General features: G+C 69.5%; 21 protein-coding genes and 1 pseudogene. 8 read left to right on the plus strand and 14 right to left on the minus strand.

Features of this window, described 5'->3' with window-relative positions; all coding sequences use genetic code 11:
- The first annotated feature begins 42 nt into the window (after window positions 1-42).
- A complete protein-coding gene (locus ACWDSL_RS01830; protein WP_450480662.1) occupies window positions 43-1809 on the plus strand; it encodes an amylo-alpha-1,6-glucosidase in 1767 nt (588 codons plus the stop codon).
- 34 nt (window positions 1810-1843) lie between these two features.
- Here the strand turns inward: ACWDSL_RS01830 and ACWDSL_RS01835 are convergent, their stop codons facing one another.
- From ACWDSL_RS01835 to ACWDSL_RS01855, 5 genes are all read right to left on the minus strand, one after another.
- A complete protein-coding gene (locus tag ACWDSL_RS01835; protein ID WP_450480664.1) occupies window positions 1844-3481 on the minus strand; it encodes a hypothetical protein in 1638 nt (545 codons plus the stop codon).
- Between the two features lie 8 nt (window positions 3482-3489).
- Complete coding sequence (locus ACWDSL_RS01840) at window positions 3490-4470, minus strand: histidine decarboxylase, pyruvoyl type (RefSeq protein WP_450480666.1); 981 nt, start codon at window positions 4468-4470, stop codon at window positions 3490-3492.
- A 39-nt stretch (window positions 4471-4509) separates the two neighbouring features.
- Window positions 4510-4857: a hypothetical protein gene (locus ACWDSL_RS01845; RefSeq protein ID WP_450480668.1), complete on the minus strand. Its 348-nt coding sequence runs from the start codon at window positions 4855-4857 to the stop codon at window positions 4510-4512.
- Window positions 4854-5846, minus strand: a complete 993-nt coding sequence (locus tag ACWDSL_RS01850) for a hypothetical protein (protein ID WP_450480670.1) — start codon at window positions 5844-5846, stop codon at window positions 4854-4856. The genes ACWDSL_RS01845 and ACWDSL_RS01850 overlap by 4 nt, the downstream gene beginning before the upstream one ends.
- 207 nt (window positions 5847-6053) lie before the next feature.
- Window positions 6054-7127 carry a hypothetical protein gene (locus ACWDSL_RS01855; protein WP_450480672.1) on the minus strand — a complete coding sequence of 358 codons (1074 nt, stop codon included), beginning with the start codon at window positions 7125-7127 and terminating at the stop codon, window positions 6054-6056.
- A gap of 391 nt (window positions 7128-7518) precedes the next feature.
- On the opposite strand from ACWDSL_RS01855, the gene ACWDSL_RS01860 reads away from it, so the two are divergent.
- Window positions 7519-9111 carry a ricin-type beta-trefoil lectin domain protein gene (locus tag ACWDSL_RS01860; RefSeq protein WP_450480674.1) on the plus strand — a complete coding sequence of 531 codons (1593 nt, stop codon included), beginning with the start codon at window positions 7519-7521 and terminating at the stop codon, window positions 9109-9111.
- A gap of 75 nt (window positions 9112-9186) precedes the next feature.
- Here the strand turns inward: ACWDSL_RS01860 and ACWDSL_RS01865 are convergent, their stop codons facing one another.
- A complete protein-coding gene (locus ACWDSL_RS01865; RefSeq protein WP_450480676.1) occupies window positions 9187-10617 on the minus strand; it encodes an amidase in 1431 nt (476 codons plus the stop codon).
- Between the two features lie 131 nt (window positions 10618-10748).
- Between ACWDSL_RS01865 and ACWDSL_RS01870 the strand changes: the two genes are divergently transcribed.
- Window positions 10749-11351, plus strand: a complete 603-nt coding sequence (locus tag ACWDSL_RS01870) for a TetR/AcrR family transcriptional regulator (RefSeq protein WP_450480678.1) — start codon at window positions 10749-10751, stop codon at window positions 11349-11351.
- Between the two features lie 60 nt (window positions 11352-11411).
- On the opposite strand, the pseudogene ACWDSL_RS01875 reads toward ACWDSL_RS01870, so the two are convergent.
- The 3 genes and pseudogenes from ACWDSL_RS01875 to ACWDSL_RS01885 form a co-directional block, all read right to left on the minus strand.
- Window positions 11412-11804, minus strand: a pseudogene (locus ACWDSL_RS01875) (glyoxalase superfamily protein); the annotation flags it as partial.
- Window positions 11747-12508 carry a nuclear transport factor 2 family protein gene (locus tag ACWDSL_RS01880; RefSeq protein ID WP_450480680.1) on the minus strand — a complete coding sequence of 254 codons (762 nt, stop codon included), beginning with the start codon at window positions 12506-12508 and terminating at the stop codon, window positions 11747-11749. The pseudogene ACWDSL_RS01875 and the gene ACWDSL_RS01880, both read right to left, overlap by 58 nt.
- Window positions 12509-12671: 163 nt before the next feature.
- Window positions 12672-13547, minus strand: a complete 876-nt coding sequence (locus tag ACWDSL_RS01885; RefSeq protein WP_450480682.1) for an SDR family oxidoreductase — start codon at window positions 13545-13547, stop codon at window positions 12672-12674.
- Window positions 13548-13874: 327 nt separating this feature from the next.
- Between ACWDSL_RS01885 and ACWDSL_RS01890 the strand changes: the two genes are divergently transcribed.
- The gene (locus ACWDSL_RS01890; protein ID WP_450480684.1) at window positions 13875-14837 is read left to right on the plus strand and encodes a helix-turn-helix domain-containing protein; all 963 of its coding nucleotides are present in this window, start codon (window positions 13875-13877) and stop codon (window positions 14835-14837) included.
- Here ACWDSL_RS01890 and ACWDSL_RS01895 read toward each other — a convergent pair.
- Window positions 14828-15490 carry a response regulator transcription factor gene (locus ACWDSL_RS01895; RefSeq protein ID WP_450480686.1) on the minus strand — a complete coding sequence of 221 codons (663 nt, stop codon included), beginning with the start codon at window positions 15488-15490 and terminating at the stop codon, window positions 14828-14830. The two genes, ACWDSL_RS01890 and ACWDSL_RS01895, sit on opposite strands and share 10 nt — an antisense overlap.
- Window positions 15487-16686, minus strand: coding sequence for a sensor histidine kinase (locus ACWDSL_RS01900; RefSeq protein ID WP_450480688.1), 1200 nt, complete (start codon window positions 16684-16686; stop codon window positions 15487-15489). The genes ACWDSL_RS01895 and ACWDSL_RS01900 overlap by 4 nt, the downstream gene beginning before the upstream one ends.
- Before the next feature lie 228 nt (window positions 16687-16914).
- Between ACWDSL_RS01900 and ACWDSL_RS01905 the strand changes: the two genes are divergently transcribed.
- Window positions 16915-17511 carry a DUF308 domain-containing protein gene (locus ACWDSL_RS01905; RefSeq protein ID WP_450480690.1) on the plus strand — a complete coding sequence of 199 codons (597 nt, stop codon included), beginning with the start codon at window positions 16915-16917 and terminating at the stop codon, window positions 17509-17511.
- 142 nt (window positions 17512-17653) lie between these two features.
- Here ACWDSL_RS01905 and ACWDSL_RS01910 read toward each other — a convergent pair whose 3' ends face one another.
- Genes ACWDSL_RS01910 through ACWDSL_RS01920 form a run of 3 tightly spaced genes read right to left on the minus strand, consistent with a single transcriptional unit; the run spans window position 17654 to window position 20990 of the window.
- The gene (locus ACWDSL_RS01910) at window positions 17654-19999 is read right to left on the minus strand and encodes an ABC transporter permease (protein ID WP_450480692.1); all 2346 of its coding nucleotides are present in this window, start codon (window positions 19997-19999) and stop codon (window positions 17654-17656) included.
- Window positions 19996-20688 (minus strand): ABC transporter ATP-binding protein, encoded by a 693-nt coding sequence (locus tag ACWDSL_RS01915; protein ID WP_450480694.1) that lies wholly within the window; start codon window positions 20686-20688, stop codon window positions 19996-19998. Before ACWDSL_RS01915 ends, ACWDSL_RS01910 begins: the two co-directional genes overlap by 4 nt.
- Window positions 20685-20990: a PadR family transcriptional regulator gene (locus tag ACWDSL_RS01920; RefSeq protein WP_450480696.1), complete on the minus strand. Its 306-nt coding sequence runs from the start codon at window positions 20988-20990 to the stop codon at window positions 20685-20687. The genes ACWDSL_RS01915 and ACWDSL_RS01920 overlap by 4 nt, the downstream gene beginning before the upstream one ends.
- Before the next feature lie 218 nt (window positions 20991-21208).
- Here ACWDSL_RS01920 and ACWDSL_RS01925 point away from each other — a divergent pair, with 218 nt between their 5' ends.
- The 3 genes from ACWDSL_RS01925 (at window position 21209) to ACWDSL_RS01935 (ending at window position 24674) form a co-directional block, all read left to right on the plus strand.
- On the plus strand, window positions 21209-21910 hold the full coding sequence (locus ACWDSL_RS01925; RefSeq protein WP_450480698.1) for a hypothetical protein: 702 nt from the start codon (window positions 21209-21211) through the stop codon (window positions 21908-21910).
- Window positions 21911-21997: 87 nt separating this feature from the next.
- Window positions 21998-22606 carry a copper resistance CopC family protein gene (locus ACWDSL_RS01930; RefSeq protein ID WP_450480700.1) on the plus strand — a complete coding sequence of 203 codons (609 nt, stop codon included), beginning with the start codon at window positions 21998-22000 and terminating at the stop codon, window positions 22604-22606.
- Window positions 22596-24674 (plus strand): cytochrome c oxidase assembly protein, encoded by a 2079-nt coding sequence (locus ACWDSL_RS01935; RefSeq protein ID WP_450480702.1) that lies wholly within the window; start codon window positions 22596-22598, stop codon window positions 24672-24674. The genes ACWDSL_RS01930 and ACWDSL_RS01935 overlap by 11 nt, the downstream gene beginning before the upstream one ends.
- Window positions 24675-24708 lie beyond the last annotated feature (34 nt).

The raw sequence follows: 24708 nt of genomic DNA on the forward strand, positions 1-24708 counted from the left end.
GCCGGGATGCCCCCGCCATCGCCGAAGAAACGAGTAACGCTCATGACCGCCGCCCCGTCCGGCCCGGCCTTCTCCGTCCACGACATTCCCTTTAGCACCCACGGGTCCTGGTTCGGCATCTCGCCTGTGGTGGCCCAGAAGACCTATGCCGACGACCTGCACCTGGTTTCGCACCAGAACGGTATGCACGCAGTGCTGCGGTTCGTCCCCCTCGATGCCGGGACGGGTGCCCGGGCCACGACCCGCATCGAGGCGACACCCGGACTGCTCAGCTGGACCGGCGAAGGCGGCCGTATCGACCTCGCCTACGAGTCACCGGACACCATACGGCTGCGCGGCGAGGGGCTCGGCCTGCGTATCCGTGCCGCCGAGCAGACCCTGACCCCCTTCACCGGCTCCTACTTCTTCCGTGACCCGGTGGACGGGGCGTACGTCTTCACCTCGTACGAGACCGGCCGCCGCTACCGGATCACCGCGCTGTCCGCCGGCGCGGTCGGTGCGTTCGGCGCCGAGGACCTGGGCAGCGCGGAGCGGGGTCTGGCCATGGCGGCGGAGAACGGCGGGGTCTGGGAGGCCGCTGTCGAGGAACTGGACAGCGCGCGCCGCCCCTACACCGCGCAGACGGCCTTCGACCAGGTCGTGACCGCCGCACAGAACGCCTTCGCCCAATACGCCGACGCGGTCGCTCCGTGGCGCTCGGCCGATACCCCGGCCGCCGAACTGGCGGCCTACGTCCTGTGGTCCGCGACGGTGAACCCAGCGGGCTTCGTCACCCGGCCCGGTGTGCTGATGTCCAAGCACTGGATGGACAAGGTCTGGAGTTGGGACCACTGCTTCAACGCCCTGGCGTTGGCCCCCGGTCTGCCCGCGTCCGCCTGGGACCAGTTCTGCCTCCCCTTCGACCACCAGGACGAGAGCGGAGCCCTGCCCGACTCCGTCTGCCACTCCGAGATCCTCTACAACTACGTCAAACCCCCCATCCACGGCTGGGCTCTGGGTCACCTGCGCCGACGCCTGCCCGAACCGCTCGACCCGGCGGAGCTGGCCCGGACGTACGACCGGCTGGCACGCTGGACCGAGTTCTGGCTCACCGCGCGAAGAGCGCCCGGCAGCGCCCTTCCCCACTACCAGCACGGTAATGACAGCGGCTGGGACAACGCCACGACCTTCGACCCGGAACGGGTGGTCACCACCGCCGACCTCGCCGGGTTCCTGGTCCTCCAGCTGCGTGAACTCGCCCGTCTGGCCGAAGAGCTGGGGCGGCCGGACGACGCCCGACGGTGGACGCGGACCGCGGACACCACTCAGGCCGCGATGCTCGACCACCTCTGGAAGGGGGACCACTTCGTCGCCCGCGGGGCGCACAGCGGGGACACCTGGAGCAGCTCCAGCCTGCTGGATCTGATGCCGATCGCGCTGGGCGAGCACCTGCCGCAGCACGTCGCCGCCGTGCTGGCCGACCGCATCCAGGCGCACCTGACGCCGTACGGGCTCGCGACCGAACTGCCCAGCTCACCCCACTACCTCTCCGACGGCTACTGGCGTGGTCCCGTCTGGGCCCCCGCCGTCGTCCTCATCGAGGACGGCCTGCGCCGCAGCGGTCACCACAACCTCGCGGACGAGATCAGCGCTCGCTTCCGGACCCTGTGCGAGACACACGGCTTCGCGGAGAACTTCGACGCCCTCACCGGAACCGGCCTGCGCGACCGCGCCTACACCTGGACCGCCAGCGGCTACCTGCTCCTCGCCGAAGCCCACGCACTCCGGCCCGCCACGCCCGCCCCGCCCGCCCCGCAGACGGGCGGATGAAGGGCCCGACGATGTCCATTGGCGGACGCAGGCGTCATGTCCGCAGTTTCCGATCGCAGACGGTCCAGGGATAGAAACCTATGGCGGATGCCTTCGTGTTGAAATCCTTCACTGTGCCGGCTTTGGCGACGGCCTGCTGTTGGAGCTGTCCGTAGCGGATGCCGTCGATGGCGTAGGCAGGGGCGTAGCCGGGCTGGGCAAGGAAGGTGAAGCATTCGCCGAACAGGAACTCCTCGGTCAGGCCGGTCTGTTCGCTCGCCTGGTCGAGGAAGTCCACGAACGTGCGCCATCCCATGTTGACCTCGACGTCGCACATCGCCCGCAGATGGCGCACCACACGCCAGATGTAGGTCTCCAACTGGGCGGCGCGGATCGCCTGGGACTGCTCACAGGTGGTCTGCCCGTACAGCTTCAGGTATTTGTGCTGTGTGTCGGTGAGACCGGAGTGCCCGACGATGTCGGCCGCCGCATGCCAGAAGTCCCATTCGCGCCAGAACGCCTGCCCCTCCGTGAGCGGCACCTGCATCGGCCCGGCGAGGTTGAGCAGGGGAGAGCCGGCGCGCTGGGCCGAGAGGACGAAGTTGATGCCGTGCGAGTACTCGTGGACCACGATGTTGAGCATCGTGAGCAGGGCGCTGGTTTTGTCCTCGGTGTAGTAGAGACACGATTGCGGCTTGGCCGTCAGGAAGTCGACCGCGATGTCCTGCCCGCCTGTGATCATCGGCACCAGGAAGGGCGGCGTCGGGTTCAGTCTGAGCCCATCGGGGACCTCGACGAGGCACGTGTCGGCGAAGTCCGCGCAGGTCTTCGCCGCGTCCTTGACCGGGGTGGCGCCCACCGGCCACTTGCGGCCGGCTTCGGCCCACACGTCGCCCACGGAGGAGCCGCGCGGCAGCTTCAGCAGCGACGCGAGCTCGGCGGCCAGGGCCTTCACGATGGCCAGGTCCTGCTCGAGCCAGGTGGTCGCGGTCGTGTCGAGGTCCGCGGCGCTGGGGGCGAAGTCGTACAGATCGGCGAGGAGCTGTGGGTATCCGTCGGTGTACGTGGGAGCGACGGTGTGCTCCCGCAGGACATGGATCACGGTCGGTATGTCGTCCGCGTCGAGCCCCTTGAACGATCCGTCCACCGTCTGCTTGAAGTGATCCAGCTTCTTGAGGACGGTGTCGATCTTCGCCGAGTAGTCCTTCTCGAGGATCCGCATCGTGGCTTCGCAGTAGGCGGCCGCGGTGAGGCACTGCCTGCGGTGGGTGGCGTCCAGCGGGATCTTGGTCAGCCGGTCCGTCTCGAAGTCGATCTTCTTGGCGGCGCTGTCGAGGAAGCCCGGGAGCCAGCTCCTGGGGTCGGGGCGGCCGAACTCCGTATCGAGGAGCTTGATGTAGAAGCCGCCGTCGCCGCAGTCCTGGACGGCCGCGCCTGGCTGTGGCCAGGCGAGCTGCGCGGCGAGCAGGGTCAGCTGCTTGTCGGCGGTCGTGCGCAGGTCGGCGTCGGAGATCTCCGACAGTCGCTTGCGCAGGGCGCCGATCTTCGCATTGGCCTCGTGCACCGCGTCCGTCGTGGGGATGAAGAGGTGAGCGATGTCCTTGTTCTGCGGCCATCCGGAGGTGTACCCGGCGACCGGGCAGAGCTGCGCCCACTGGTCCGTGATGTCCTTCTCGAGCTGGGTGACGGTCATCGCATCTCCTACGGTGCCCCGACGACCTCGCGGTCCTTGAAGGGGTAGGGCTGGAGCTTGTCACTCCACAGTGCCGACTGCCACGCTGTGAGCTTGCTGTCGACGAGCTTGTCCGTCGTCCACTGATTCGGGACGTCGTTCTGGGCGAGCAGAACGTACGGGGCGCAGGCGAGCGCGGAGCCCACCTCGCCCGGCGCGGCGTACACGGCGCGGCTGACGGCGTACATCTTCGAGTAGGCCTTCTTGCGGTAGTCCGCTCCGCACAGCTGGACGCTTTTCGCGACGGCGTATTCGTGTTTCAGGAGCAGGTCGCTGACTTGGTCGCCGGTGGGGAAGACGGTCTTCACCGGATGCCCATCCCTGTCGTACGTCTCGTACGGACGCGCGGGGAATTCGCCGCAGTCCTCGATGAACAGGTTGCTCTCGGTGGGGTCATCGGCGATGGCGATCGCGATGAAGGCCCAGGCGTAGGACGGTCCGCGTACGGTGATGCTCTTGTTGGCACAGATGACATGCGCTCCCGGAAGGGGCGGGTGCCGTGGGACGTCGACGGCGCCGAAGAGCCGGTAGGTCGCGTCGAGCAGGGGCGTGGCGTCGTAGACGTCCAAGGGTTTGCCACCGTTGGCGGGGATCGAGAAGACCGGGGTCGTGGGGAGGTCCGCGTGCGCGAGGTGGTATCCCCACAGGGCGCCGTTCAGGCCGCAGAACGAGGAGGCGGTGCCCATGTTGATCTGGCTGATGTTGGCGTCGGCCGCCTCACATCGGTCGTAGGACACGATGTTCTCGGTGCCCTCGTCCAGGATGTCGGCATCGCTGATTCCCACCGTGCCCACGGAGAGTTTCATGGTCGCGACGTATCCGGTGCCCTGTGAAGGGGGTGCCGGGTCGGTGCCCACGGGGTTGAGGTAGCCCATGGCGTAGTCCTCCATGGGACCTATGGCGTTCTTCACCACCGACTTGGTGTTGCCGGGCGTCGGGTTGTTCGGCATGTCGTTTCCCTTTCCAGCTCGGGCTCTCGACCCTGTCGTTCACCGCTTCGGGGGGAAGGTGGTCCACTTCCGGGTGGGCCGGTCGTGCAACCAGTCCGCCAGCCACGCGTACTGCGGGTGTGTCGCCAGGAAGTCCTTGGCGTCGAAGGGGAGGCCGCAGGAGTTGCCCCAGCGGGCCTGGAACGTCATGTTCGCGGCCATGTCGCTGTCCATGACCTTCCCGTCGTTGGCCCCATAGGGGTAGAAGGGCTCCCGGCCGTGGTTGCCGGCATGGCCGTCGTCGAGGTCGAGATGTCCGCAGATCGACCGTGAACCGGGGCGGATCGCGTTGTCGCAGTAGACATCGTGGTGATCGGCGATCACTTTCTGGGCCTGCTCGGCGGTCATCCGGAGGGAGTTGCCCAGCAGTTGGCCGAAACGCACGCGCCGGGCGCCGTTGCCGCGGATGTCGGAGTAGGCGCCGGGATCGGAGGTCTCCTGGTTGCGCACTTTGAGGTTCGAGGCGACGTTGTAGCAGGCGAAGTAGCCATCGGTGCGCTCCTCGGAGCCGTGACAGGCCGTGCCCACGTCGATGCGGGCGATCCTCTTGTTCGCGCTCTTGGCCTCTCCGTCAGCTGTTGCCATGTCTCGATGCTGTCGCCGTACTGGGCGGCCTTCCGGGAACGCTGGAACTCGGGGGTTCTGCCCTTGAGGAAGTGTCCGGTGAAGCTCCCGATGGTGGTCTCGCAGATCATCAGCCCCGCGTCGGTCACCACCCAGTCCGCGCCGCTGGTGATGTAGCCGGGGGCCGCCTGCATCAGCATGCGATGTCCCTTGCCACTGGGCGGGACGATGTCAAGGATGATGTTGTAACACTCGGCGATGGAGTAACGGTCCCAGGTGTTGTGGGCCATCACGATCTTCCCGCCATCGCTGGCCGCCCCGGTGGTGGCGAAGGCGCTGCATCGCCCCGGGGAGCTTCTGACGCGTGTGCCGACGCCGGTGTCCTGTGGTGGATCCAGGGGCCACCACGTGCCGACCAGTTCGTTGTACGCGTTCCAGGCGATCAGTACCTCTTCGGTGATGGGGACCTTTCGCTTGGGGGTGACCGAGGGGTTTCCGCCACTCGTCGCGCCCTTGACGATGCCCTTGATCTCGTCCAGGTACTCCTTGTCGATGGGACCGAACGCCTCCTTGGCTATGGCGGCGAATTTCGTCAGGTTTTCGCCGGTGTCCCACTCAGCCATGAAGTCGCCGACGTCGAGAGCGTCTCGCAGTTCCTTCGCCAGTGCTTTCCCGTGCTGTTCGCCGCGCTGCTTCGCGTCTCCCGCGAGCCGGAGGTAGACCCAGCCCTCTTCCGGCACCGGTTCGCCCGGCGGCACAACCTTGTCGTCCATGGGATATCCGCCCATTCACGAGTCACTGTGTGTCGCCCCCGGGTCGGCCGCTTCCCCACCCGTATCCCACACTGGTGGCCAAACCCCCGCATATCACCATAAGGCAACTCGCGAGCCATCGCGCGACGGCGCTGTGACAACGAGGCGCCGTGCCCAACCCGACTTTCGGGGAGCGTTGGCAGCAGGAGAGCGTGGCGGTCGGGGCGATCAGTAGAAGCGGCGGATGAAAACGTCCGACTTGCGGTTGGTGTCGCCGGGCACGATGTCGTCGGCCGTGGAATGGAAGACCACGTCGCGCCCGCCGGCGCTGACCGCGTCGGTCCCGGCCGAGGCGGGCTGGTTCGAGACGATCTCGTCGGTGCCCGTCTCCAGGTCGCGCAGCATGAGCGACGGTCCGGTCGTGTCGTGTGGGGCGTACAGCAGATAGCGGCCGGTGGGGTCGATGGCCACGCCCCGCACGTTCGGCACCAGTTGGTCGGTGCCCGAGCTCTCGTCGTGGACGTAGGTGTCGGAACCCGAGAGGTAGACGACCTTGCTGCCGTCCTCGCTGAGCTGGACGAGTGTCGCCGGCTTGGACGGGCCCTCGATCGGGCCGGAGGAGGTGTCGTCGGTCCGGTCCCACACGAAGACGTCCTCCGTCTGGCCGTCCTGGTAGGCGACAAAGCGGCCGTCGCCGCTGATGGACGGCCGGGCCGAGACGGTGTGGTCGAACTCGGCGACGGTCTCCGTGGTGTCGGTGCGCCAGTCCCGTACCTCGATGCGCTGCCGGGACGGCGGTCGATTGAAGGTGGCGGCCTGGGCGACGTAGCGGCCGTCCGCGCTCAGCGACGGCTGGCTGCAGCTGAGGCCCGGGCAGTTGATGCCGATCGTGCTTCCCGAGCTCACCTGGGACAGGAATGCCTTCGTGTCTCTCTGCAACAGCCCCCAAAAGGCGACGTATTGCCCGTCTCCGCTGATCACCGGGCCCTGATTCGTCGGGGTGATGCTGCTCATCAGCGTGGTCTGGCTCGTCCGCTGGTCGCGGACGAACACCCTTTCCCATGTCACCGGGTTGGCGGGTGTGAGGTTCTTCGCCAACGACGAGAAGGCGATACGCCGGCCGTCGGCCGTGATCGTGGCGCCGACGGAATCGCCGTCGCCCTGGGTGCCGTCGGTCGCGACACTGATCCGCTCGACCCCGGCTCCGCTGTCGCTCGCGACGCCCGGCACGGTCATGGGCGCAGCCGAAGCGGCTCCGGGCAGCACCGTCGTGACCGCGCAGACCACGGCCGTGGCGCTCAAGGCGGCCCGCACACGTCTGGTGGCGCTCCGATTCGCGTTTCCCCTCATTTTTCCCCCTAGGCAGGACATGCTCCTTCCCCCGGCTCCCCACCGGAGGGCCACAAGCATGCAACCGCGATGGCGCTGCGGGGTCAATGCGTCGCGTGACTCGCGCCAGGAGTTCATAACGATTCTGTCCTCGATGCGAGTTGACGGACGACCTGTTGGATGGAGCTTTCCCTCCGCCACCTCACGGATGTCTGTCGATCCCTCATGGCACACCCCGATTACCCACCAGTACCCCGTCCCTGCAAGTCCGTTGCCACGGCTAAGGTCACCCCATAGCCGGTCGGTACCTCTTAGTTTCAGACGTGCCTGCCGGGCGGCGACGGAGGGTGCGAGGAGGCAGGGGATGACCCGGGCGGCGCGGGATGACGGTGACGTCGAGGCCGGCGAGGGTGCGCTGAAGGAGATGTCCGACGCCCAGCTGACCACGTTGCTGCGGACGGGCTCCCCGACCGCCTATCCGGCCCTGCGCGAGTTGCGCACGCGTCACCGTTCCTCGGTGCTCGCGTACGCGCGCGTATGCACGGCGGACGAGAACGCGGCCCGGCAGCTCACCGCCCAGGCGTTTGCGCTCGCGGCCCGCGACACCGTCCGTGGCAACGAGCCGCGCGGCTCCTGGCGCCATCAACTCCTGCTGCTGGCGGGTGGCGTGGCCGCCTCCTGGGCCGCGGACGAACGCGCCGCCCGGCTCGACACCGATCTGCTCACGCATGTGTACAGGTCCGGCCCCGAGGCCCCGCTCCCGCCGATGCTCACCGCGTTCGAGGAACTTCCGGTCCATGGGCAGGTGCTGCTCTGGCACGGCATCGTCGAACAGGAGCCGCCGGAGCGGGCGGCCAGTCTGTTGGGCATCTCCCCACGGGACGTGGCGTACGGCATCGAACCGGCCTTCTGGAGGCTGCGTCAATCCCTGCTGATGACCCGGCTGGCCGTTTCCGGCGATGAGCACTGTGACGGCTTCCGGCGGCTGATCGAGGAGTCGGTGCGACCCGGCACCCCGCGCTACAGCGTGGATCTGCACACCCACATGGCGCACTGCGCGCACTGTGCGACCGCGTACGAGGAGCAGTCGCAACTGCGCGACACTCCCCGCACGGCGCTGGCGGAGGGACTGCTCCCGTGGGGTGGCGCGGCGTACGTCAGGGGCGGCACGGGCGAGCAGATCAGGGTCGGCACCGACAGACTGCCGAACTGGTGGCCCTCCCGGCGGATTGCGCTGGGCGCGACGGCCGTGGGGGCGGCGGTGGCCCCGCTCCTGATCTACCTGCTGCTCTCGGGCGGTTCGGAGCAAGTGCGAGCCGCGAGCAGCGCCCGCACGCCGCCGCCATCGCCGACGACCGCGGTGAAGGTCTCGGAGACTCCATCTCCCTCCCACACGTCCGGGACGAAGTCGCCGAGCCCCACTCCGACTCCGGCCCCGTCGAAGACGACAAAGTCGGCGTTCCCGAAGCCCGGGCCCAAGCCCGAACCGAAGCCGAAGCCGAAACCGAAACCGAAGCCGAAGCCGACGGCTCAGCCGCCTGCGGCACATCCCCCGAACGGCACGTACGCCCAGATGGTGAACGTCGCCTCGGGCCGGTGCCTCGACATCCGCGATGGGGTGATGGACCTGGGCACGGATGTCATCACGGCACCCTGCACGTCGTCCGCCACGCAGCGCTGGCGCGTCGACACCGCGCGCGGTGTCCTCCAGTCACTCGCTGATCCCGGCTTCTGCTTGGACAGCCGGGGTTCCACGGACGAGGGCGTCGGCATCTGGGAGTGCTCCGCGGTCTACAGCCGTAACGGCCAGAACCTGCGCTTCGCCGTCGACTCCCGCGGCGTGGTCCGCCCGGAGATCGCCCCGGGCCGCGCGGTGACACCGTCCTGGGGCGACACGCTGTTCCTGCTGCCGGACCGGGGCGGCGACGCCCCGCGATGGAAGGCGGGGGCAGAGTGATCACCTCGACCCCGGCGACGGCTCCGCGGTACAGGATGCGGGGGCAGCCGAGCGCGCCCTCCCCGGTACAAGGGCTCAATCAGCCCGGCCCCCCACGCGCGGGTCGACCGGTGTGAGAACTCCGAGCCGGTCCTCGATCGCCTGGGCCGCGTCCAGGCACAGGTCCTCCCGGAACGCGCGCCCGACGATCTGCACTCCCAAGGGGAGCCCGTCGACCACGCCGGTCGGTACGGCCACACCGGGCACGCCCACGAAGCTGGTCACGCTGCACAGGCGCATTCCCGACCCGACCCGGTCCCGGCCCGCCCTGTCGCGCGACTCCAGACCCGGCTCGACCGGTGGCTCGGTGAACGACGGGCCGAGCAACAGCGGGTATGCGTCGAGGAATTCGGCCCACGAGCGGCGAATGGTCATCCAGGTGCCCATCAGCTTCATGAACTCGTCCGCGCTTGCGGGCGGGGTCTGCTCCATCGCCATCTCGATGTAGCGGTCCCCGCCTTTGCCGAGCAGCTTGCGCACCGCAGGCCAGGTCGGGGCGAACTCGGTCACGGTGATCCGGCCGTACGCCTCGAGAGCCTCGTCCATCCGCGGTACGTCCCGTACCTCGCGCACGTCGTATCCGGCGTCGCGGAGCGCGTCGGCCGCGGTCTCGATGGCTCCGCGAACCGCGGGGTGGACGCCGTGCCCGCCGGGGTCCGCCACGACCGCGACCTTCACCGGTCCGGGGAGCGCTTCGCCGTACGCGGGCACCGGTACGGCCCGTGGGTCTCGCGGATCGGTCCCGGCCAGTACCTCGTAAGCCAGCCGTAGGTCGCCCACGCTCCGGGCCAGCGGGCCGTCGGTGACCAGTATCTGGGACGCCGGGCCCGGGTCGTCCGGGCCGAGAACGCGGTGGTCGGCGGGGAACCGGCCCGTGGACGGCTTCAGCCCGGCCACGCCGCAGAACTGGGCCGGGACGCGCACCGATCCCCCGGAGTCGTTGCCGAGCCCGAGCGCCGCCATGCCGGTGGCCACGGCCACGGCGTCGCCCCCGCTGGAGCCGCCCGGGGTCCGGCCGCGGTCCCACGGATTGACCGTGTCGCCGAACAGTTCGCTGCGCGTGTGCATCCCCGCCAGGATCAGGGTGGGGATGTTGCTGTGCCCGATGGGGATGGCCCCGGCCGCGCGCAGCCGCGCCACCGGGGGCGCGTCGGCCGGCGCCACCAGATCGCGGAAGCGCTCCGTGCCGAACGTGGTCGGCACGCCTTCGACGGCGGTGCTCTCCTTCACGGTGAACGGCACGCCCGCAAGCGGCCCCAGCGCTTCACCGGCGGCCCGCCGACGGTCCGTCTGTGTCGCGGCCTCGCGTGCGCGCTCCGCCAGGAGCTGTGTGACCGCGTTCACTTGTGGGTTTACCTCGGCGATGCGATCGAGGTGACTGTCGACCAGTTCGAGTGCCGAGACGTGTGCGCCGCGCACGGCCTCCGCCTGGGCGGCGGCCGACATCTTCCACAGGGCGTCCTGCATGGCCTTTCCTTCCTCCCCTACGTACCGATGCGCTTGCATCGGAACCGCAACCGTACCCTGGTACCGATACAGGCGCATCGCATAAGGTGCAGTGCGAAGCAGAGCGCCGTGGAGCAGGAAGGCGACCGGGCATGCCCAGACACGTGGATCATGTGGGCCGACGCCGCCTCATCGCCGAGGCGGTCTGCCACCTCGCCGACGAACGTGGCCTCGAGGGCGTGACCCTTCGCGACGTCGCCGCTCGCGCGCAGGTGTCCATGGGCGCCGTTCAGCGGTGTTTCCGTACCAAGGAAGAGATGCTCGTATTCGCTCTCGGGCACGTCAGCGAGCGGATCAGCGAGCGCGTACAGGCCCGCCTCGTCAGGAGCCCGGCCCAGTCGGCCGGCACCGCCTTGGGCCACGCCGCCACCGAGATCGCACTACTCGGGGAAGAGCACCGCGCCGAGGCCCGGGTCTGGCTCGCCTTTGTCGCGCAGGCGGCTGTCAGCAAGCCACTCGCCGGGACGCTGAAGGCGAACTACGCAGCCCTACAGGAGGCGTTCACCCGCCTCATCTCGGAAGTCGGCGAGGGCGCCGACCGCGCCGTGCCCCTCGATCCACGACGCGAGGCCCGCACTCTCCTCGCCCTTGCGGACGGCCTCACCACGCATGTCCTCATCGGCCACCTCACCCCGCAAGAGGCACACGACGTCCTCCACGAACACCTGACCGGCCTCTGGGAGCAACCGGCTTGAAGTATCTGCGAAAGTTCTCCGCCGCGTCGGCCCGCCGGGCGCGTCCGGATCGATACCGGGACGTACCGGCGCGTTCGGTCGGGCGAGCAATTCCTTGTGCAGCGCGGACACATCGTGCACAGGGATCCAGACCACGCTGTTGGGGACGCCATCGCCGTGGTGCTCGGAGAGGTGCAGCACGGCTGCCGAGCGAGACACCTGCACGTACAGTGGCAGTCCGGGCTCGAACCGATGCTCCCAGTTTGCAGCGTGGTGCCGTCGGGGCTGTAGGTGTTGTGAAAGACGGCCCCGTTGTCGACGCTGAACTTGTACGTCTTCCCTGAGTAGGTGAGGTTGCTCATGCGCTTGTGCTCCGTCAATCGACGCGTGGGTTGCGGCGGGTGGGATGCGGTCGTTCAGAACAGGCCGTTTCCGTGCGGCAGTTCGGCCGGTACGGGCGCGATGACGTCCCAGTGCTCGACGATCCTGCCGTCGGCCACGCGGAACAGGTCGTAGTAGGCGACCGCCACGCCGAACTCGCCCTCGGACTGCGTCAGGACGAACTCGCCCTCGGCGATGACCTTGTGGACCTTCTTGTAGACGAGGTTCTTGCCCTGTTCGGCCCACTTGGCCGCGGCCGCCCCGAAGCCGTCGAGGCCGTCGGCGGCCTCGGTGTTGTGCTGGTGGTAGGTATCGGTGGAGATGTAATCGGTGAGCACCGAGTAGTCGGCGCCGACGAGGACCTTCTCGGCGAACTCGGCCACCAGGGCACGGTTGGCGTCGGTCTTGTCGGTCTCGGTGACCGCGGCGGTGCCGTCGGTCTGGGAGCGGCCGGAGACGGTGTCCTTGACCAGCGGGGTCAGGGCGTCCCAGTGCTCGGCCAGCTTGCCGTCGGCGTCGACTCGGAAGATGTCGAACCCGACGAGCGGGTCCGGACCGAAGCCGTGGTAGGTGCCGTGCAGGGCGACCAGGTCGCCGTCGGCGATGACCCGGGCGCCTTCGTAGCGGAAGTCCTCGCCGAGGCCGGCGACCAGTCCGCGGAGGGCCTCGGGCCCGTCGGCGGCGAGCGCGCTGTGCTGTGTGTAGTCGGCGGCCACCCAGCGGTCCACGGCGGAGGGATCCTTGTCGCCGAACAGCTCGGTGGCGGCCTGGAGGACGGTGTTCTTCGCGTTGCTCATGGCTGTCTTCCTTGCTCGGGGACCTGCCCGGGATGGACCGGAGGTCGAGTGGCGATGTGTTCAAACTATGCCGACGACACCGGGTTCACCCGCGCGAACGGCGACTATCAATGGTCAAAAAGCGACATGCGTCCGCCGAGCGCGGTGCAGACGGCTGTGTGGGTCAGCCCCCTGCGGTGCGGACGATGTCGGCGAGAGGTGTGGCGGGGTGGCCGGTGAGGCGGGGTACGGCGTTGCTGACACCGTCGAGTTCGCCGGACGCGATGGCCGTGTAGGTGGACACCCAGGCGTCCAGCTGCCAGGGCGGAGCGCCGGAGGAGGCGCGGGAGGCGTAGGCCTCCTCGACCGTCTCCTGTTGGTAGGTGACGGCGCGTCCGAGCTGCTCGGACAGGATTGCGGCCGCCTCGTCCAGCGTGAGGGAATCGGGCCCGGTCAGGTCGTAGGCGATGCCCGTGTGGTCGTCCGGCCGGGACAGCACCGCGGCGGCCGCGTCGGCGATGTCGTCCTGACCGACGAACGCGGCGCGTCCCTGCCCGGCCGGGCCGCGCATGACGCCGTCCTCGCCGACGAGGTCGGGGACGAACTCCGCGTAGAAGTTGTCCCGGAGGAACGTGTACGCCAGGCCGCTCGCGCGGATGTGCTGCTCTGTGTGGAAGTGGTCGCGCGCCAGGGTGAAGGTGGCGTCGGGTGCCGCGCCGTAGAAGGAGACGTACACCAGGTGCCGGACACCTGCCTCCACGACGGCGTCCACGAACGCCTCGTGCTGGGCGAGCCGGTCGGCGCTCTCGGAGGCGGAGACCATGAAGACGGTGCGGGTGCCGGCGAGGGCCTCCCGCACGGCGTCCTGGTCGGCGTAGTCACCTCGCACCGCCACCGCACCGGGCAGCCGTGGGGCCCGTTCCGGGCTGCGGACCAGGAGTTTCTGCGGAACGCCCCGCTCGGCCAGCCGCCGTGCGACGCGCCCACCGAGCCGGCCGGTGGAGCCGGTGACGGCGATCGTGGGGATGGATACCTCGGATACCTCGGATACCTCGGACATGATGTGACTTCTCTTCCTGTGGTGACGGAGGCGTGTGTTCCTGTGACAGAGCTCGTTCGCCGAGGTCCGAGGGGACATCGGAATGGTCGGGATCGATCCGGACGAGCCTGGCCCGAGGGGTCTGGCGCACCAGGCCGGCCGGTGTCGCGGTCGTACGCGGGGAGGATCGTGTCGAGGAACGGTCCGCGGACACCTGGTTCAGGTGCTCGTCGAAGGTCGTCGTCACGTGCCGTCCTTTCCGGTTTCCGCCAGGAAGACTTCCGTTTCCGCAGCGGCACGACCAACGTACGAAGAGCGCGGGGAGGAAGCCGGATAAACTTCCGACTGATGATGGCCAAAAACCGACACGGATCCCCGCGCGAGATCCCGGAGATCCTGTTCGCCGCGCCTGCGGGCACGCCCGCCGGTGTGGAGGTCATGCCGCTGGCCGAGCTACGGCGGCGGGTATCCGAGCACGTCCTCGCGCGGCCCCAGCGCCCCGACTTCCATCATCTGCTCACGCTCACCGCGGGCGACCTCCGGCACATCGTCGACTTCAACGGCTACGCCCTGCGGCCGGGCTCCTGGCTGTGGGTGCGTCCGGGGCAGGTGCATCAGTGGGGCGACCTCACCAGGGCCGAAGGCACTCTGATCCTCTTCCAGCAGGACGTGCTCGACCCGGCCACGGCGACGGCCGCCCATGTCGACAACCCCCACGCGCCGGTCCTCACCACCCCCGTCGCCGCCGACGCCGAGGCGGTGACCATGGCCGCGGAACACCTGAGCCGCGAGTTCCAGGCGCTCGGTCACCTGCCTCTTGAGGTGCACATCGCGGCCCTGCGCCACCTGCTCGCCGTCCTGCTGCTGCGACTGGCCCATCTCACCGTCCCGGTCGGCAGCCCCGCTCCGGAGCCGGACGAGACCTACCTGCGGTTCCGTGACGCGGTCGAACGGCACTTCACCGCCACCCGACGGGTCGAGGACTACGCCCACATGCTCGGCTATTCGGGGCGCACCCTCGCCCGGGCGACCCTGGCCAACGCCGGGCTCAGCGCGAAGGAGTTCATCGATCGCCGGGTCGTGCTGGAGGCGAAGCGTCTGCTGGCGCACAGCGACGAGACCGCGGCACGGATCTCGGACCACCTCGGCTTCGTCACGCCCTCCCAGTTCAGCAAGTACTTCATGCAACGCACGGGCCGTTCCCCGATCGACTTCCGCAAGGGGATCCGGGGACTGGCGACGCGTCGCCCTCGTGGCCGGCGCGCTGATCGTTCCCTCCGCGTTGGCCACGCCCGGCAGGCTCAGGGGTAGAGGCCGGCCCGGAAGGTGAACGAGACGAGTTGCGCTCGATCACGTGCGCCGACCTTCGTCATGGCCCGTACCGCATGCGTCTTCACGGTGAACGGCGACACGGACATCTGGGCCGCGATCTCGTCGTTGCCGAGACCGCTCGCGACGAGAACGACCACGTCCCGCTCCCTGGGTGTCAGGGCGTCGAAGCGTCGCAGCAGTTCCTGGTCGATCACCGGGGGCGGACTGTCGGTCATGTGACCGATGAGCGCGGCCGTCGCGGCGGCCGACAGCGCACCGCCACCGCCAACGACCTCGGTGATTCCGGCGACGAGTTCAGCGGGGCTCACGGTCTTGCTCAGGAAACCGTTGGCGCCCGCGCGAAGGGCGGCGAGAACGATGTTGTCCTGGTCAAAAGTGGTCAGCACGATCACCCGCATCTTCTCGGATGGATGCTCTTTGCGGATCCGGCGGGTGGCTTCGACACCGTCGATGCCGGGCATCCGGATGTCCATCAGGACCAGGTCGACGGGGTGGTCCCTGAGAAAGGGGACGACCTGGAGTCCATCGGAGAGATCACCCGCAACAACGAGACTCGGGTCGAGCCGGAGCATCGCTTTGATGCCGGCCCTTATCTCGTCCTGGTCGTCGACGATCAGAATCCGCGTCGTCATACGGCGGCTCCGAGGGGGCTGAACTCCGCATGGACCCGGAATCGCCCGCCGTCACTGTCGATCGTCAGCCGCCCGCTGGAGGACTCGACGCGTTCGCGCATCCCCACGAGCCCGAGTCCGCTGCCCGAGCCCGAGCCCGAGTCGGAGTCGGAGCCGCGCAGTGAGTGACCGATGCGGTTCTCCACGGTGACGCAGATCCTGCCGTCGCGCTCGCGCACATCCACCGTTGCTGCCCCCTCTCCATGCCGGTAGGCATTCGTGAGTGCTTCCTGAACGACCCGGTAGACCGTTACGCCGACGCTGGGCTCCACGAAACCGGCGGGGATGTCGATGGAGGGCCGGACGTCGAGGCCGATGCTCTCGAAAGAGGCGACAAGGCCTTCCAGGCCGCTGAGCGCCGGGGTCGGCCGGAGCGCCTCGTCGTCGGAGATGTCGTCTCCGAGGCGGAGGAGCGCGAGGATCCGTTGCGTTTCGACGACGACGGTGCGGGCGCTTGACCTGGCCGAGACGAGGGCCTGCCGGGAGGACTCGGCGTCTTCGGGCAGCCCGATCTCCGCGGCACCGAGATGCATGCTCAGCATCGCGACCTGGTGGCCGATGACGTCGTGGAGATCCCGGGCGATGCGGAGTCGTTCCTCGGTCACCCGTCGGGTGGCTTCGATCTCGCGGGTTGCGATGGCGCTTTCGGCCCGTTCCTCCAGGGTGCGCCAGTGCTCTCGATGGATGCGCAGCGCGGCCCCTGTCGCGCCTCCTGCTATGGCTGAGAAGAGTGCGGCGGCTCCCACGATCGCGCCGCCGCGGAATCCTCCCAGCGTCATGAACGCGCCCAGGAAGAACGCCGCCACGATGCCGGTTCCGGCCAGCGGCTGCTTCCCCCTGAGGGTGACCGAGAACAGCACGAGGACCGCCATCATCCACACCGACAGGGGGTCGTGGCCCACCGCTGTGACGGCGAAGGACGCCGCGCTCGCCACGACCAGTCCTGCCCACGGCCTCCACCATGAGAGGGCGACACCGCCACCGGCGAGGAGTACGGAGAGGGCCGTCGGCCAATCCGACCCTCGCAGGATCACTGCCACGATCTGGCCGGTGAACACCAGCGCGGCCGCCGAATAGGCGACGAGGTGCAGCGCCTCGGGGCGGCGGACCCACAGGGGTGCCACGGGCCCGTCCTGATCGTTCTGCGCCTTGACCATGGCCTAATTCTCGTCCACGTGTGCTGCGGCCGTGTACTTCGAATGATGTAGACGGCGAGTGATGTAGACGGCGAGCCCGGGCCGGGCGATGGGGGCGGCAGAACTCACTCGATTCGAAGCGGATGGCAAAACTACTTCGCTCGAAGTACACGCCCTCTCCCGAGGCCGCTGAGACTCCTCATCGAGGCGACCGTCTCACACCATCACGATCACAAAACGGGACACCCGATGACTCAGACCACCGTGACTTCGAGTACCACCACGACCACGACGACGCCCTCCGGGCTCCGATCGCTCTACCTGATCCGAGTCGCCTTCTCCCTGATCTGGGTGGCACTCGTCGTCACGACCTCCGCCTCGCTCGTGTCTGCGGACAGGCCCACGGCGATCGCGGCCGTGCTGCTCGTCGTCTACCCCCTGTGGGACGCCATCGCCACGCTCCTCGAGCGTCGTATGGCCGGCACCGGCTCCACGGACCGCGTCGGTACCACCAACGTGGCTCTCGGCCTCGCCGCCGCCGCTGGGATGATCACCGCCGTCTTCTCCACCATCGGGACGGCCCTGCTCGTGTTCGGCATCTGGGCCCTCCTTGCCGGAGCGATCCAGCTCGCCGTGGCGATCCGGCGCCGACGCACCGTCGGTGCCCAGTGGCCCATGGTCATCAGCGGCGGACTCTCCGTCCTCGCCGGTGCCTCCTTCGCCGCCATGTCCGCCTCGGCGACGAGCGGCCTGTCCACCGTCGCCGGATACTCGGCCTTCGGTGCCTTCTGGTTCCTTGTCTCCGCCATCGCCCTGAGCATCCGCAGCCGACGCGAAGAGCGTTGACCACCGCCGTCGGACTGCTGTGCGCCGAGGGCGCCCTGACGGTGACTGTGCTGACGCCGACCGGGCTTGCCTGCGCGCAGGGGTGGGCTCCTCCTGGGTAGGAGGAGCCCACTTCATGGGATGGGATGGGATGGATGAGTGGTTACTCCGCGCGCAGGCCCGCTGGGCGCATCATGCGCAGTAGCGGCGGCAGGCTGAGCAGCGTGACCATGCCGACCACGGCCGCGCCCACGCCGGTCATGGTGAGTACGCTCGCCCAGTCCATGGTCACCGGTGTACGGGTCATCTTCAGCAGTACTGCGCCGAGGGTGACGCCCACCGTCGTGGCCAGTACGAGACCGAGTCCGACCGGGAGGACTGTCTGCCACAGGACGGACAGGCTGAGTGTGCGGCGCCGGGTACCGAAGGCGACCAGGACGGAGAGCAGCTTCTTGCGTTCGCGCAGCTGTTCCAGCTGGGAGACCAGCAGGCTCGCTCCGATCAGTGCCAGCACGAAGGCGGAGCCGACGAACAGGCCGGTGCGGATGGAGGTGTACTTGGCGTTCTCCTCGGTCGCCGTCCAGCCGAAGGTCTGTGCCAGGGGGTCGACGCGGGCGGCGACGTTGCGTATGTACTCCCGCGAGTCCGGCACCGAGGGGTCCAGACGCAGGTAGACACCGTCCGAGATCACCGTGGGCGCGGCCTTGTGGGGCAGGGCGGCGGGGGTGACCAGCAGACTGGTGTAGTCCTGCAGTGAGTCCTTGCGGGTGTTCACCTCCCGAATGTTCGCCGGAACGGTCCAGGGCACTTCGAGGCCGCGTTCGGCGCCGTCGTACGACGGCTCGATGTAGAGCTGCCGACCGGGCTTCACCAGGGCGATTTCGGATGCGTTGCTGGGGTCCGCGTAGCCGCTTCGCGTTCGCGTGATGAACACGTCACCGTCCTTGCAGGAGGGCAGTGTGGCGAGTTCGCGCAGGGCGGCGCAGTTGCCCACGGTCAGGCCGTTGGTGTTCTCCGGGTTGCGACGTGTGTCCCCGTACTCGGTGCGGGCCAGGGCCACCGCGGCCCGGACGCCCTTGGTGCCGGTGAATTCGCGCTCGACGCCGGACAGCGGCTTGGGGCTGCTGAAGGTGACCTGCATCTGGACCCGGCTGGGGTCCTGGCCGGTGTTGGTGGTGTACTGGCTCTGCGTTCCCGTGAAGAGCATCTGCAGCGCGATGGCCCCGGCCACCGCCACGGCGATGCCGTTGACCATGCGGGCGGCGGTGCCGCTGCTCAGCTGCAGCCGTCGTACGGCCAGCTGCCAGGACAGCGAGCCCTTGCCGAGCCGGACGACGACCGCCTCCACGACCCAGGGCAGCAGGGCGGTGATACCGATCAGCAGCATCAGGACGCCGCCGATGACGAGGTACTGGTTGAAGTCTCCGTTCTTGTGGCCTTGGCCGATCATCGGGTAGAGCATCGCGAGGCCGGCCAGCGGCGGCAGCAGCCGCCACCACAGTCGGCGGCGCCGCTGCTTGGCCGCGCGCACGACGCCGAGGGGTTCGACGGCCACGCCGCGCATCGCGAGCAGCGTGACCAGCACCGCGGCGACCGGCACCGCCACCGCGACCAGCGCGGCAAGCGCGGGCGTGGGGTCGAGGTAGCTGGGCCAGACGCTCACGCCCAGCAACTCGCCGGTGCCCAGCTTCTGGCGGCCGAGCAGGAAGAAGCCGGTGCCCACGGCCAGCCCGAGCAGGGCTCCGGCCAGCGCCTCGCCCGCCGCGATCCGCCGGGTCTTCCCCCGGTCGGAGCCGACCAGGCGCAGCGCGGCGAGGCGGCGGTCACGGCGTTCGCCGCCGAAGCGGACGGCGGCGGCGATGAACACGGCGACCGGCGTCAGCAGCACCACGAGCACGACCAAGACCATGAGCAGCAGCACCGGGTCGGTCTTCTCGGGTGCCGCGTCCGGTTTGCCGAACTTGGCCAGCCGCGTCACCAGGGAGGAGTCCGTGAGCTTCAACCCCGAGGCGCCCGCGTAGTAAGCCAGTTCGTGCGAGCCGATCAGCCCGCTCTCGCCGATCGTGCCGGTGATCTTGTACGGCAGGCGCTCCCGCAGCAGTTTCGCGTCGTCCGAGTCCAGCAGGTCCTTGAGCGCGGGGGAGACCACCATCTCGCCCTTACCCGGGAAGCGGTCGACCCCCGGGGGCAGCGGCGCCCGCCTGCCCTCGGGTTCGACGAACCGGCCCTGGATGTCGTCGTCGTGCCAGGTGGTGTCGGCGTCGGCGATCAGGAGAGTGTTGTCGGCCTTGGGCGGGGGCGTCTGGGAGTACACGTTGGCGTAGCGGGCGTCCTCCACCTTGCTGCGGGAGGCGAACACGTTGGGTATCGCGGTGCACAACAGGAGCAGGGCCACGCCGAGGCCGACGCCGACCGCAGTCAGCGTCATTCGGACCCAGCCCTCGCGGCCGCCGGTGACGGCGAACCGGGCTCCCATGATCAGGTCTCTGGACCACTGGCGCGGACTCATATGGCTCGCTCCACGTCCTGGGACTTGCCGTCGCGTACGACGATCTCGCGGTCGGAGTAGGCGGCCACCGGTGCCTCGTGGGTGACGAGGACGACGGCGGCGTTGGTGGAGCGGGCCGCGTCGGTGAGCAGTTCCATCACGCGCTTGCCGTTGTGGGAGTCGAGCGCGCCGGTCGGTTCGTCGGCGAACAGCACCCGGGGGCCGGTGACCAGTGCGCGTGCCACGGCGACGCGCTGGCACTGGCCGCCGGAGACCTCGCCGGGCCGCTTGCCCTTCAGGTCGTCGACCTCCAGGCGTTCCATCCAGCCGAGCGCCACCCGCTCGGCTTCCTTGCGGGAGGTGCCGTTCAGCCTGAGCGGCAGGGCGACGTTCTCCACGCAACTCAGCTCCGGCACGAGCTGCCCGAACTGGAACACGAAGCCGAACTCGGAGCAGCGCAGCGCGCTGCGCTGGGCGTCGTTCATCGTCGTCACTTCACGCCCGTTGTACGTGATCGACCCGGAGTCGGGCGGCAGGATGCCCGAGAGGCAGTGCAGCAGCGTCGACTTGCCGGAGCCGGAGGGGCCCATGATGGCGACGACCTCGCCGGGGTGGATGGAGAACTCGGCGCCGTCGAGGGCGTGGGTGTGCCCGTAGGTCTTGCGCAGGTCCCGCGCCGTGAGCAGGGAACCAGGGGGAGAAGTCGTCACCGGGCCACAGCCTCACGGAGTTTGTCGAGTCGGGCGGCGGTCAGCTCCGGCCGGCGCAGGTCCGCCTCCAGGTGGAAGAGGGCGTGGTCGCATTTGGTGTAAAGGGCCGACTGGAGGTACGCCTCCGGCTTCTGCGGGGTCGCGAGCCACTGCTCTTTCAGCAGCCGGGACATCGTCGAGTAGACCTGGTCATAGTGCAGCGGCCGGTCGTGACCGAACGTCTCGTCGAAGGCCCGCTTCAGGTCGTAACCGTGTCGCGGGCCGGACTCCAGGAGTCCTAAAGGGGTGTGACCGATGGACATGAGCCACACTCTACACACCGTGTATACGTCGCGTGTATACGTCGCATGTATAGTTCATGGTGGGGCCGGCGCGTTCACGTCCTGGGTGCAGGGGGCGGGCACGGAGGGGGCCACCCGGGAGCGAACCGTGTCGGAGGGGTGGGTACGCTGCCGAGGACTGGGCTTCACCGCGTGTCCCGCCGCTCGCCCGCCCGCCGGACTTCCGAAAGCCGCCTGTGATGCGACCGTTCCTCGTGCCGTGTTCCGCCTCCCCGGCGTCCGGCGTGTTGCGTGGGGTACGGGCCGGGGTGCTGGCGGTGCTGTGTGTGCTCCTGCCGCTGGTCGGACACGTGCTGTCGCAGGGCCACACTCCGCGGTGGGCCGTGGTGGCGGCGATGGTGCTGGTGGCCGTACCCGGCGCGGCCGTGCTGACGCGGTGGCGGCTGACCGACACCCAGTTGCTGGGCGTTCTGGCCGCCGCGCAACTCGCTTACCACGTCGCCTACTCGCTGCCCGGGGCCTGTGCGGCGGTCGCGGGGCAGGGTGGCTTCGGCTCCGGGCCGTGGTTGGTCGAGCACGACGCGAGCTCCGGGCCGCCCCCCGGCGTGCTGCTGGCCGGACACCTCATCACGCTGCTGCTCGCGGCCCGGCTGCTGGGGGTCACGGAGCGGCTGTTGTGGCAGCCCGGGCCGCTGTCGGCGACCGTACGCTCTCTGCTCGCCTTCGTCTGGCCGCTGCTCGGCCGCGTTCAGGGAGCCGGTCCGCAGGTCACCTTCGTCGAGAGCGCGGCACCCCTGAAGTCGGCCGTGCTGATGCGGCTGCGTGAAGGCCGCGCGCCGCCGCGTGCGCACCGTCCGGATGTCCTTACGCAGGTCCTTCCGCACGCCCTTCCGCATGTCCTTCTCCGGCCGATGCCGATCGGCGGTCCTCGCCTGCCCTGACGGGCGCGACGCGAGGGCCGCCCGGCGGGCCGGTCCCTCCCGTCCCGGTGGTCCGTGCCGCCGGGGGACGACAGAAAGTTCCGCAACATGCATGCCGTCCATCGGCGTGCCGCCCGCGCGGCGGCACGCATCCTCGTCCTGTCCGCGGCCCTGGTGGTGCCGGCCGCCGCGGCCGGGCAGGCCGCGGCCCACACGGGTCTCGACACCAGCAGCCCCGGTGCGAACGCGACGCTCGCCGGGCTGCCCCCGCGTATCACGCTCACCTTCACCGACGCGATGGCCGAGAAGTACGCCAAGGTCGCCGTGACCACGTCGGACGGAACGTCGGCGGCGGCCGGCCGGCCGCGGGTGGACGGCAGGACCGTCACCCTCCCGCTGAAGGCCGGTGCTCCGGCGGGGCGCTACACGGTGGGCTACCGGGTGGTGTCCGCCGATGGCCATCCCGTCTCCGGCTCGTACCCCTTCACGGTCAAGGCGGCGGACAGCCCGAGTCCGTCACCGTCGGCGGGGCGGGGGACCGCCGACCGCTCGATCGCGTCGGCATCCGGGGAAGCGGACCGTGACGACGCCGCATCCACAGATGCACGAGGGTCGGTCCTCGCCGGAGCCGGCGCGTTGGCCGCCGCCGGGATCGCCGTCGTGACCGGGGCCGGTGTCTTCGCGGCACGACGGAGGCGGGCGCGTCATGGCGACTGAGACCAGGCACACCGGGGCCAAGCGGCTGCTGCCGCGGCTGCCCGCCTTGCTCGCCGCGGGCGCGGGGGTGGCCGTCGCCGTGGCGCTGGTGGCCGTGGGGGCAGGCGGAGGCGCGAGTGAGGCGATCCCCGGCATCCCGGACGCCGGGGCCATGACCGCGTGGGGGCTGCCGGTGGCCCGGACCCTCACGGACGTGGCCGCCGTGGCCACCGTGGGCGCTCTGCTGCTGGTGGTCGTCCTCTTGCCGGGTGGCCGGAAGCTCACCACGACGCAGCTGCGCTACCTCAACTGGGCCGCCGCGGCAGCCGCGCTGTGGGGCGCGGCGTCGGTGGCCGCCTTGGTGTTCACACTGTCCGACGTGTTCGCCACGCCGGTCGCGGACATCGCCTCGCCCGCGGTTCTCGCCGACTTCGCCATCACCGACACGCAGGGACGCTCCTACGCTCTGACGGCGGCGGCCGGCGGTGTGATCGCCACCTTCTGCGTGGGCGTCACGACCGCACGCTGGGCGCGCCTGGCGCTGCTCCTGGCTCTTGCGGGGCTGCTGCCACCCGCGTTCAGCGGGCATTCCGCCGCGTCCGGCAACCACGACGCCGCGGTCACCAGTCTGGCGCTGCACCTGCTCGGGGTCGCGGTCTGGGTCGGCGGGCTGGTCTTCGCACTGGTGGCCACCGGCCGCCGTGAGGAGCGGGCAGCAGACGCGGTGCGGCGGTTCAGCCCGCTCGCCGGCGGGGCGCTGCTCGCGGTCGGCTCCAGCGGTCTGGTCAGCGCCGCCGTGCGGCTCCCGTCCCCGGGGGAGCTGTTCGGCAGCGCCTACGGGGTGATGGTCCTCGGCAAGGCGGTGGCGCTGGCCGTCCTGGGCGGCATGGGCTGGTGGCACCGCCGCCGTACCCTGCCCGCGCTCCGGGAGGGCAGGCGGCGGGCGTTCGTCCGGCTCGCCGTAGGCGAGCTGCTGCTGATGGCGGGGGCGATCGGGCTCGCGGTGGGGCTGTCCCGTACCCCGGCACCCGGGAGCGGCGACACCTCGCTCTCGCCGGCCGAGGAGCTGCTGGGCTTCGACATGCCGCCCGCGCTCGGCGGCTTCCCCTGGACCCCGCTGTTCACCCGGTGGCACTTCGACCCGCTGTTCGCCTTCGGCACCGGGGCGGCCGCACTGCTGTACCTGGCGGGTGTACGGACGTTGCGGGCCCGCGGCGACAAGTGGCCCGTCGGGCGTACGATTTCCTGGCTGCTGGGTCTGGCCGTCACGGTGTTCGCGACCATGAGCGGACTGGCGGTGTACGGCAAGGTGCTGTTCAGCGTGCACATGGGCCAGCACATGATCCTCGCGATGACGGTGCCGATCCTGCTGGTGCTCGGCGCCCCGGCCACCCTCGCCCTGCGGGCGCTGCCCGCCGCGCCCAAGGGCTCGCCGGACGGGCCGCGTGAGATGCTGCTCAAGCTGCTGCACAGCCGCTATGTGAAGGTGATCTCGCATCCGGTGGTGGTGAGCGTGCTGTTCATCGGCAGTGCCTTCGCCGTGTACTACACCTCGCTGTTCGAGACGCTGATGCGCAGCCACCTCGGACACATGTTCATGCTGGTGCACTTCCTCGCGGTGGGCCTTCTGTTCTTCTGGGTCGTCATCGGCATCGACCCTGGGCCGCGCCGCCCGCCCCACCTGGGCAGGCTGTTCGTGCTGATCCTGACCATGCCGTTCCACTCCTGGTTCAGCATCTCGTTGATGAGCTCCACGGAGCTGATCGGCGAGGGCTGGTGGTCGCTGCTGGACCGGCCCTGGATCGCCGAGCCACTGGACGACCAGTACAACGCCGGTGCCATCGCCTGGGCCACCGGCGACATCCCGGTGCTGTTCACCACGGTCATTCTGGCGATCCAGTGGGTCCGCTCCGACCAGCGAGAGGCCCGTCGTATCGACCGGCGGATCGACCGTGGCGACGCCGACGACCCGATCGCCGCCTACAACGCCTACCTGGCCGGTCTGCACGCCCGCGACCGGCGCGCGGCCGGTCACCGTGACGCCGTGCACGGTGACGACGCCCCGCGCCAACAGCCGCCGGCCGTGTGAACAGTTCCCGCCCTCCGCGCCGTATACGACAAGG

The organism is Streptomyces sp. NPDC000941 (genome assembly GCF_053599555.1).

What these genes read in the sequence shown, in the direction of transcription:
- ACWDSL_RS01830 (WP_450480662.1), top strand. Translation starts at nt 43, where the DNA reads ATGACCGCCGCCCCGTCCGGCCCGGCCTTCTCCGTCCACGACATTCCC.
- ACWDSL_RS01835 (WP_450480664.1), bottom strand. Translation starts at nt 3,481, where the DNA reads ATGACCGTCACCCAGCTCGAGAAGGACATCACGGACCAGTGGGCGCAG.
- ACWDSL_RS01840 (WP_450480666.1), bottom strand. Translation starts at nt 4,470, where the DNA reads ATGCCGAACAACCCGACGCCCGGCAACACCAAGTCGGTGGTGAAGAAC.
- ACWDSL_RS01845 (WP_450480668.1), bottom strand. Translation starts at nt 4,857, where the DNA reads ATGACCGCCGAGCAGGCCCAGAAAGTGATCGCCGATCACCACGATGTC.
- ACWDSL_RS01850 (WP_450480670.1), bottom strand. Translation starts at nt 5,846, where the DNA reads ATGGACGACAAGGTTGTGCCGCCGGGCGAACCGGTGCCGGAAGAGGGC.
- ACWDSL_RS01860 (WP_450480674.1), top strand. Translation starts at nt 7,519, where the DNA reads ATGACCCGGGCGGCGCGGGATGACGGTGACGTCGAGGCCGGCGAGGGT.
- ACWDSL_RS01865 (WP_450480676.1), bottom strand. Translation starts at nt 10,617, where the DNA reads ATGCAGGACGCCCTGTGGAAGATGTCGGCCGCCGCCCAGGCGGAGGCC.
- ACWDSL_RS01870 (WP_450480678.1), top strand. Translation starts at nt 10,749, where the DNA reads ATGCCCAGACACGTGGATCATGTGGGCCGACGCCGCCTCATCGCCGAG.
- ACWDSL_RS01880 (WP_450480680.1), bottom strand. Translation starts at nt 12,508, where the DNA reads ATGAGCAACGCGAAGAACACCGTCCTCCAGGCCGCCACCGAGCTGTTC.
- ACWDSL_RS01885 (WP_450480682.1), bottom strand. Translation starts at nt 13,547, where the DNA reads ATGTCCGAGGTATCCGAGGTATCCGAGGTATCCATCCCCACGATCGCC.
- ACWDSL_RS01890 (WP_450480684.1), top strand. Translation starts at nt 13,875, where the DNA reads ATGATGGCCAAAAACCGACACGGATCCCCGCGCGAGATCCCGGAGATC.
- ACWDSL_RS01895 (WP_450480686.1), bottom strand. Translation starts at nt 15,490, where the DNA reads ATGACGACGCGGATTCTGATCGTCGACGACCAGGACGAGATAAGGGCC.
- ACWDSL_RS01900 (WP_450480688.1), bottom strand. Translation starts at nt 16,686, where the DNA reads ATGGTCAAGGCGCAGAACGATCAGGACGGGCCCGTGGCACCCCTGTGG.
- ACWDSL_RS01905 (WP_450480690.1), top strand. Translation starts at nt 16,915, where the DNA reads ATGACTCAGACCACCGTGACTTCGAGTACCACCACGACCACGACGACG.
- ACWDSL_RS01910 (WP_450480692.1), bottom strand. Translation starts at nt 19,999, where the DNA reads ATGAGTCCGCGCCAGTGGTCCAGAGACCTGATCATGGGAGCCCGGTTC.
- ACWDSL_RS01920 (WP_450480696.1), bottom strand. Translation starts at nt 20,990, where the DNA reads ATGTCCATCGGTCACACCCCTTTAGGACTCCTGGAGTCCGGCCCGCGA.
- ACWDSL_RS01925 (WP_450480698.1), top strand. Translation starts at nt 21,209, where the DNA reads ATGCGACCGTTCCTCGTGCCGTGTTCCGCCTCCCCGGCGTCCGGCGTG.
- ACWDSL_RS01930 (WP_450480700.1), top strand. Translation starts at nt 21,998, where the DNA reads ATGCATGCCGTCCATCGGCGTGCCGCCCGCGCGGCGGCACGCATCCTC.
- ACWDSL_RS01935 (WP_450480702.1), top strand. Translation starts at nt 22,596, where the DNA reads ATGGCGACTGAGACCAGGCACACCGGGGCCAAGCGGCTGCTGCCGCGG.